Here is a 7,662-nt window from a genome sequence, read left to right on the forward strand (position 1 = left end):
CGCCAAGCTGGATTCGGATCGGTGGGGGCTGTGGCAGGCTCCGGTCTCAGGAGGGGGCGAGTGGTGGGTGCTGAGAAGCATGATCCTGGTGATGACGGCGCCGATAGGGGTTCTTTTGGGTTGGTGGCTGTTCAGGGCCGCACCCGCCTTGGGTGGGGCCGCGAGATTTGCCGTGGTCATGGTCTTCGCGTTGGCTTTCGGGCTGCTGGTGGAGCTTGGGCAATTCGTTACGGTGTCGGGCGTGGCCGAGGGCGGATCATGGTTGTCTCGAGCGCTGGGGGTGGCTTTGGGGGCGGTGCTCTTTCTGGAGCGTGACCATTTCAGCCCCGATCGTTTGCGTCATTGGGCTCGGCCGGTGGTGGGGCTGCTGTTGGTGCCGTTTCTGTTGCTTGTGTCTGTGCTCAATCTTGGGGGCGAGGGTTTCGCGCTGGAAACCGGTTCGGTGCTTTCCAAATTGGACTCTGTGCGGTTTCTGCCTTTCTGGTACCACTACAATGTGCCCGAGGCGGTGGCAATAGGCAGTGTAATTTTTCATGTGCTGATGTATTTGCCCGTAGGGGTCGGGGTGTGGCTATGGCGCTGGGGCCCACGGGGGATCACGCCCCGCAAGGGCGTGTTGTCTGCGGTGATTCTGGGGCTGCTCCTGGCCTTCGTGATGGAGGCGGGTAAGCTCTTTATGGCGGGGTTGAGGCCGGATCCCACGAGCCAGTGGATTGCGATGGCCGCTGCGTGGCTGGGGTGGCAGGTTTGCGCAATGGGGTGGTGGGGGTTGATGGGGATTCGGGATTGGGATGCCCGAAAAATGGGGGGCTCATCTCGATCGGATGGTAGGGGTGAATCGGGCTGGCAGCCCTCTGGCAAGGTGGCTTCCGAATACCCGGGCCTAGAGCCGCCGGATCCTGGGTTTGTGCGTGGGCAGCAGAGGGAAGATGGTGTCGCTCGTGATGCTTGATGTGGCGATGCGTGGCCGCGATGGGATTTGATCGTGGGGTGGATGGGGTAGGGCGAGGCTTTATGGTTTGCCGGTGGTCTGGTCAAGTAGCCCCTCAATATGGCTGATGGCCGCGTCGAGATCACTGTAGCGCAGCTGATAGGCCGGGCAGGCGGCGATCACATCGGCGACGGCCTCGAAGCCGATCGGGCCCAGCAGATGATAATTGAAGCTGTTAAAGGCGAGATGGGCGAAGGCATCCTTGCCTGGTAACCGGCGACTGTTGAGCGTGGCACCTGCCTCAAAGGATGGGAAGATCACCAGTGCCGGGCGGGTGGCCTGGTGAATCGCATCCACGCTGATGTCGTTCGGTGCCAGATGCGCGACATCGCCCTTGCGGGTGCCGGTGAATAGGGGGCCGATGACCGCGTCCTCTGAGAAGGCGCGGATGATCTCGACCGATTGATTCTTGAGCGCGACCGGCTTGAGCATCGCCACAAGGTCACCGGTGTCGGGGCGCAGGACACCGAATTCGTCGGACAGAAGGCGGAAGCCGCGCAGCATCATGGCCGCGGCCAGGGTGCTTTTGCCGGAGCCGGGAGGGGCGGCCATGATGACGGCGCGCCCGCCTTTGGCGAGCACGCCGGCATGCAGCAGGATGTATTGATTGGCCCGCTGGCCGAAGCACCAATTCACACCCCATTCGAATAGCGGCAGTGCATTGGAGCACGGAAAAGGATCGAACGGCTGGATGCCGTCGATGCGAAACTGGGATTGCGGCCGAATGAAGGCGCGCGGACCGCGCGGGCGCACGACCTCGACATGATAGTCGGCAAACGCGTCCTGGTCGGATTGTGGGGGTCGAAAGGCACCGTAGGTGCGCTGCAGGGTTCGCGCGAACGCATCGAGGGGGCTGCGCACACGCACGAGGGCGGCGCCGTAGTCGATGTGGAGTTGTCCGGCGCGGCAGCGCTGGCTGAGTTCACCCGGATTGCACTCCTGCAGCCGCATGCCTGGCATGCTCATCCGCGGATCACGCCGAGCGTTTCAAGCATGGCGAGGAGTTGGGTGATGTCTGGTGTGTCGGGATCGAGGTCGAGGACGTTGCGTAGCGCATCTCTGGCTTCGGTCGCCGTTACCGCATTTCCGCCGCCATGTTCGATCAGGGTCTCGTATACGATGGCGGCCGAGGCGGTGAGGATGTGGGTCTTCCAGGTGGTCTCGTTGAATAGAATGCCGCCGTCGTCCATTGGGCGATAGCGTAGGGCTAGATGCATCTTTATGGCTAAGTTTGACTGCGGGTTGCTGTTGCCTTTAGAAGGTGGATCTTAGAGGAATCCATTGAAGGTTTTTGTGGTACTCAGATTGATCGAATTCCAACAAGACCCTGCTATAAGGGTTTGACTATCAGGCTCATAAATATAGTCTTTTCCATTACTGTGGTATTCGTTTGGGTTGCCAGTGGAAGTGAAAACTTGTTCGCCAGCTATTAGTTTATCGGTTTCTGTTTCGGTGGTAGTGGAGGTGAAGGTTAGGTTCTGCCCTGTGCCTTGATTGCAGGCACTACTGTTCGCCTGAGCATTACCTTTTCCTGGGTTGCACTGAGTATTGGTGATTGTTGTTTGTTCTGTTTGTTTTGTTACTCCAGTAATGATGTTGTCGCTATCGTTAAGGCAGGAGGAGGAAGTCGCGGCAAGCGCCCCACCACTGGGTAGCGTGTAAATGATCGGCGCGACCGTCGCTGCCTTCAGCAACCGCCGACGGGATGTCTGGTGGCTTTGGTTGGCGTTTTGAACGTGATCTGGCTGTGCCAGTGGATCCTGCTCTGCTGAGGTCGTCTTGTCATTCGGGTTCATCGAGAAACTCCTGAGGGGTACTGCCTGCCTTGGGTGTTGCCGCAAGCAAAGCCGAGTGTCAAGGGCAGGCCGTCATGACCATTCACCGAATCATTTCGCAATTTTTGTGCCAGCCATCGATTTGATTTCAAAAACAGTGGCCTGGCTTTCAATGGGGCCGGGGCTGGCGTCCTGCTCTGAAGTGGTGTCAAATTTTCTGACGCTGCACGGTTCAGATGATACCTTACTGGCCAAGCTTATCTTGCCATAGTGTAGCGAAAATCTGACCCTCTTAGGTCGTTGTCTGACGAATTGGGGGTACTCCACCCCGAAGCTGGTGGTGCGGATGTGTAAGGCTATCGAACGGATCGGGGTATTGCTGGATGGGGTTGGCGAAAATTGGGGGGCTGCCACTGAGCGGTCCTGGGGTGGGTGAGCGCTTGGGAGGCTCCCCGGTAGGGCATTTGCTGGGCGTGTTGCGGAACGCTGGGCATGTCTCTGCCATGGGGCTTGCGGATTGGGATGTGACCGTGCGTCTGGCTCGTCAGGCGCGCGTGCTGGGCATGCTGGGCCATCGTTTGCGGGATGATGATGCGGTATGGGCGTCCATCCCGGAGCGCGTTCGAAGTCACTTTCAGGCCTCCATCAACACGGCTGCTTATCGTGAGCAGTGGATGTTGATGGAGTTGCGATCGCTGGCGCAGGCTTTGCCGCCAGACTTGCCCGTGACGGTCCTAAAGGGGGCGGCCTACGTGCTCCAGGACTTGCCGCTGGGGCGAGGCCGGATGCCCAATGATGTGGACTTGCTCGTCTCCCGGGGGGATCTTGAGGCTGCCGAGGGTGCCCTGAAGGCGGCAGGGTGGCAAAGCGGGGTGCTGGATCCCTATGACGAGCGCTACTACCGGGAATGGAGTCATGAGCTGCCCCCGCTGCGCTACCCGGGCCATCCGCTGGAGGTGGATCTGCACCACACCATCGCGCCGGTGACCAGCCGTACACGGGCGGATGATGAGCGGTTGTTTGCTTCTCTTCAGTCTATCCCGGATTCCCGTTTCCTTGCGCTGGGCCCTCAGGATCAGGTGCTCCACGCTGCCATCCATCTCTTTCAGGATTCGGAGCTTCTGGGGGAGTTGCGGGGGGTGGTGGACATGGACGCGTTGGTCCGCCAGCACCTGGTCACCGAGGCGGATTGGGAGGCCCTTTTGGAGCATGCGCAATGGCACCAGGCTTCGCGGGTGCTTTGGTATGCCTTGCATTTTTGCCGTGGCTGGCTCGGTACACCGGTGCCTGATGATCTGCCACTGGCACCGCCCCCGCCTTTGGCCCGCAAGGCGATGGATTGGATCGTTCCTCGCAGTTGCCTGCCCCGAATCCCTGATACGCGACCCACCCTGGGGCAGCGCGTGGCGGCTACGGCGGGGCTCGTCCGCTACCACTGGTTGAGGATGCCGCCGGGGCTGCTTGCGCGGCATCTGTTGCATAAGTCGTGGGTGGCGGTGAAGCCGATGGGTGGGGCGCGAGCGACGTAGCCTTTCTGGGGTGGGTGTCGGTATATTTTACGGTATCGTTTCTGGAATGAGGGGTGCGTCACAAAATCCCGGTAGGGCTGGGTTTGACTGCCTTTTGGTGGTCAGGCGTAGTTGGGGGTTTGGGGGAATTCTGTGATGGATGCCTCAAAAATGAATATTTGTGGCGGTGTGGTTTACAGTGGGGTTTGGGGTGGGTGAGTCCCTGGTATTAAGTGATTGTATTTGAAGTGTTGTTTTTGCCCTGGTCCGATTTGTGCATTCTATTAACCCGGTGACCATTCATGTTCGTCTCGGCTCCTTTAAGTCACTGATTCTGAAGCAATAAAATTAAAAATAAAGTGATTTGTTTGATTGCCGGGTTAATAAGTGCTATCAGCACGTCCCCTTTGGATGTGCCATGCATAACGGGCGGAGAGGCTTCCGATGCGTAAGAGTCTGATTAAAGGTATGGTTTTGGTGCTTGCGGCTATGGGGTCGGGGAGCTTGCAGGCTGGGGCTATTCTCACGGATCTGTCCATCCATAAATACGAAGGCTTCCAGGTAGATAATCCCAAGACAGGGGAAATCCGCGGCGACGATGTGTACTCTTTCGGTGATGGAAACGAGTGGCTCGGTGTATTTGCGGGCATGTTTCGTATGAGGATTGACGGCCAGGGATGGGACGGTATAGGGGCAAGTGATGTGTTTTGGGATGACAATGAGGATTTCAATGCCTTCTGCATCCAAACCTCGGAGTTGATTGCTAGCCAGGGTGTCATTGGAGGGCATTCGCTCTGGTCGTTAAAAGATTATTTGGAGTCGCCTATTCACGATTCTGATAGCCACTGGGTAGATACGACCTTTTCTCGGATATCCGCGCTTTTTTCGTTGACAGATATGGTGGAGGGGCATCAGGGGACGGTTGTCTTGGGGGATGATGCAGAAACGGATGCGGCCTTTCAGCTGGCTCTTTGGGGAATCATCAATGGTGATGACTTCGATTATAAAGAGTTTGATGTCGAGGCTAATCATGGTTTGATTGGCTCCTGGGACCCTGGAAATCAAGCTGTTTCGCGTCTGGACTTCTACGTCCTGAGCTCAAATAACTCGCAAGACCTGCTGGTCTGGAAGACTGCAACCGAGGTGCCTCTGCCTGCCACCCTGTGGCTGATGCTGGCAGGCATCCTGGGGGTGGGGCTGGCGAGGAGGTACGAGTTAAGCTCAGATCTGGTGTATGGGGGGAGGAAGTGAAGGTGGCGTATCCTGTTGATTGATCACAACCAAGATCTCAATCAACAAAAGCGGATACGCCATGACCAAGTCTACCCTTCAAGCTGTTTCACAACCAGAACCGCAGGCCACAGATCCGCTGCACGAGCTGCTGCGCCATGGTGCCCGCGACCTGATCGCCCAGGCGGTCGAGGCTGAACTGGCCACCTTCCTGGCGCAGTATGCCGAGCAGCGCCTCGAAGATGGGCGCCAGGCGGTGGTTCGCAATGGCTACCTGCCCGAGCGCACGGTGCAGACCGGGATTGGTGATGTCAGCGTCCAGGTGCCCAAGGTGCGTGACCGCAGTGGCGGTGGCGCCTGCTTCAACAGCAGTCTGCTGCCGCCCTACCTGAAGCGGGCTCGCAGCGTTGAGGAGTTGATTCCCTGGCTCTACCTGAAGGGGGTCTCCACCGGGGACTACCAGGAGGCCCTGAAGGCATTGCTGGGTGAGAAGGCCAAGGGGCTCTCGGCCAACACGGTGTCACGGCTCAAGAAGCAGTGGGAGGACGAACACACTGCGTGGCGCCAGCAGGACCTGTCAGACCGTCGCTACGTCTACTGGTGGGCCGACGGCATCTACAGAAAGGTGCGCATGGATGACCGTTTGTGCCTGCTGGTGATCATTGGTGTCACCGAGCATGGTCGCAAGGAGCTGGTGGCTGTCGAGGATGGGTTCCGTGAGTCGGCGGATAGTTGGGAGGCGCTGCTGACGCACCTGCGGGAGCGCGGTCTCACCACCGGCCCCAAGTTGGCCGTGGGCGACGGTGCCATGGGGTTCTGGGCGGCGCTGAGCAAGATCTATCCACAGACGGATCATCAGCGCTGCTGGGTCCACAAGACAGCGAACGTACTCAACAAGCTGCCCAAGTCGGTGCAGCCTAAGGTCAAGGTTGACCTCCAGGACATCTGGATGGCGCAGACCCGAGAAGAAGCGCACAAGGCCTTTGATCGAACCCTGAAACGCTTCGAGGCCAAGTACCCCAAGGCGATGGCATGCCTGAACAAGGATCGGGATGAACTGCTGGCGTTTTACGACTACCCGGCAGAGCATTGGGTGCACATCCGCACCACGAACCCGATCGAGTCGACCTTCGCCACGGTTCGCCTGCGGACCAAGCGGAGCCGGAACTGTGGATCCCGGGCGACGACACTGGCGATGGTATTCAAACTGCTCCAGAGCGCTCAGAAACGCTGGAGACGCATCAAGCACTTCCAGAAGCTGGAACTGGTCATCAACAACGTCAAGTTCCAGGACGGAGAGCAAGTAATCGATCAGTCAGACAGGAACGCCGCCTGACCGTCGTACACCAGATTTGACAATAACTCGCTACCACCTGGGAGCAGCGAGATCTGGCGCCTTGGGCGTCGTAATCGCGACTTCCACGGCCTCCGCCCTCCCAGCCGCCACGGCGCGAAAGTTCGGGGAGATCCGCTCATCCACCGCCGCTCGCCGCCAGAAATCCAGCGCCATGGCACCGCCCTGGCGCCACAGCTCGATGCCTCCGTGGGCCGGTGGGGGCTGGAAGACCGGTGTCGGTGGCACCTCACCAGGGCGGGGTGCGTGGAGCATGGGCAGCATGTCGTAGACCGGGGCCAGCGCCAGCCGTCCGTCGGGGTGGGGCTGGAGGGTCAGGTTGCCCAGGTGCTGGTCGCTGTTCTCGATCCAGTTGGCGAAGGCCTGAAGCAGGGTGACGGTCGCCGGCGTCTCGTCGGTGACCCGGACTTGCCGGGCGAGGGCCTGGATGGCCAGATCCCAGTCCCGCCCGATACCGCAGAACTCTGCATCCACGGTGAGCAATGAAAGAGCGGGTAGACATCCGCCCCGTGCGGTCCGGTCGAAGCGCACGGACTCCAGAAAGAACCGCCCCTCCCGTTCCAGCAACCGGCTTTCGGCCACGGCCAGCCGGTGTTCTCCGAGCGTGGTCAGGGCCAGGTACTCGCAGACCAGGAGGTCACGCAGGCGCTGGGCCACCGCGCTGCCGTCGTCTGGTGGCGAGAACTTCACCAGCACCGGGCGCCCCGCCACTTCGGCGGTGAACTTGGGCTGCTCGCCCCCCACCGAGGAGCCGGGGGCGCCCCCGGAGAGGACGCGTTGGGCCAGCGCCGGGAAATCATCGAT

At 59.8% G+C, this 7,662-nt stretch carries 7 protein-coding genes and 1 pseudogene; 4 read left to right on the plus strand and 4 right to left on the minus strand.

Annotated features, from left to right (window positions below; translation table 11 throughout):
- Positions 1-952, plus strand: a pseudogene (locus LPW29_RS14495) (hypothetical protein); the annotation flags it as partial.
- 60 nt (positions 953-1,012) lie between these two features.
- Here the strand turns inward: LPW29_RS14495 and LPW29_RS14500 are convergent.
- From LPW29_RS14500 to LPW29_RS14510, 3 genes are all read right to left on the minus strand, one after another.
- A complete protein-coding gene (locus LPW29_RS14500) occupies positions 1,013-1,942 on the minus strand; it encodes an HprK-related kinase A (protein WP_238628606.1) in 930 nt (309 codons plus the stop codon).
- An 11-nt stretch (positions 1,943-1,953) separates the two neighbouring features.
- Positions 1,954-2,181, minus strand: coding sequence for an HPr-rel-A system PqqD family peptide chaperone (locus LPW29_RS14505; protein ID WP_238628607.1), 228 nt, complete (start codon positions 2,179-2,181; stop codon positions 1,954-1,956).
- A gap of 78 nt (positions 2,182-2,259) precedes the next feature.
- A complete protein-coding gene (locus LPW29_RS14510) occupies positions 2,260-2,787 on the minus strand; it encodes a hypothetical protein (RefSeq protein ID WP_238628608.1) in 528 nt (175 codons plus the stop codon).
- A gap of 452 nt (positions 2,788-3,239) precedes the next feature.
- Here LPW29_RS14510 and LPW29_RS14515 point away from each other — a divergent pair, with 452 nt between their 5' ends.
- The 3 genes from LPW29_RS14515 to LPW29_RS14525 all read left to right on the plus strand — a co-directional run bounded on the left by LPW29_RS14515 (position 3,240) and on the right by LPW29_RS14525 (position 6,840).
- The gene (locus LPW29_RS14515) at positions 3,240-4,295 is read left to right on the plus strand and encodes a nucleotidyltransferase domain-containing protein (protein WP_238628609.1); all 1,056 of its coding nucleotides are present in this window, start codon (positions 3,240-3,242) and stop codon (positions 4,293-4,295) included.
- Between the two features lie 423 nt (positions 4,296-4,718).
- Positions 4,719-5,525, plus strand: a complete 807-nt coding sequence (locus LPW29_RS14520; RefSeq protein WP_238628610.1) for a VPLPA-CTERM sorting domain-containing protein — start codon at positions 4,719-4,721, stop codon at positions 5,523-5,525.
- A gap of 61 nt (positions 5,526-5,586) precedes the next feature.
- Positions 5,587-6,840 (plus strand): IS256 family transposase, encoded by a 1,254-nt coding sequence (locus tag LPW29_RS14525; RefSeq protein WP_238628611.1) that lies wholly within the window; start codon positions 5,587-5,589, stop codon positions 6,838-6,840.
- Positions 6,841-6,870: 30 nt separating this feature from the next.
- Here the strand turns inward: LPW29_RS14525 and LPW29_RS14530 are convergent.
- On the minus strand, positions 6,871-7,662 hold a 792-nt coding region (locus LPW29_RS14530), incomplete at its 5' end, for a HipA domain-containing protein (protein ID WP_238628612.1).

The sequence above is a fragment of the Ectothiorhodospira sp. 9100 genome, from assembly GCF_022227565.1.
In the GTDB taxonomy this organism is placed as follows: Bacteria; Pseudomonadota; Gammaproteobacteria; order Ectothiorhodospirales; family Ectothiorhodospiraceae; genus Ectothiorhodospira; species Ectothiorhodospira marina.

Bases quoted from the DNA above. Each gene is read 5' to 3' on its own strand.
- LPW29_RS14500 (WP_238628606.1), bottom strand. From the start codon at position 1,942: ATGCGGCTGCAGGAGTGCAATCCGGGTGAACTCAGCCAGCGCTGCCGC.
- LPW29_RS14505 (WP_238628607.1), bottom strand. From the start codon at position 2,181: ATGGACGACGGCGGCATTCTATTCAACGAGACCACCTGGAAGACCCAC.
- LPW29_RS14510 (WP_238628608.1), bottom strand. From the start codon at position 2,787: ATGAACCCGAATGACAAGACGACCTCAGCAGAGCAGGATCCACTGGCA.
- LPW29_RS14520 (WP_238628610.1), top strand. From the start codon at position 4,719: ATGCGTAAGAGTCTGATTAAAGGTATGGTTTTGGTGCTTGCGGCTATG.
- LPW29_RS14525 (WP_238628611.1), top strand. From the start codon at position 5,587: ATGACCAAGTCTACCCTTCAAGCTGTTTCACAACCAGAACCGCAGGCC.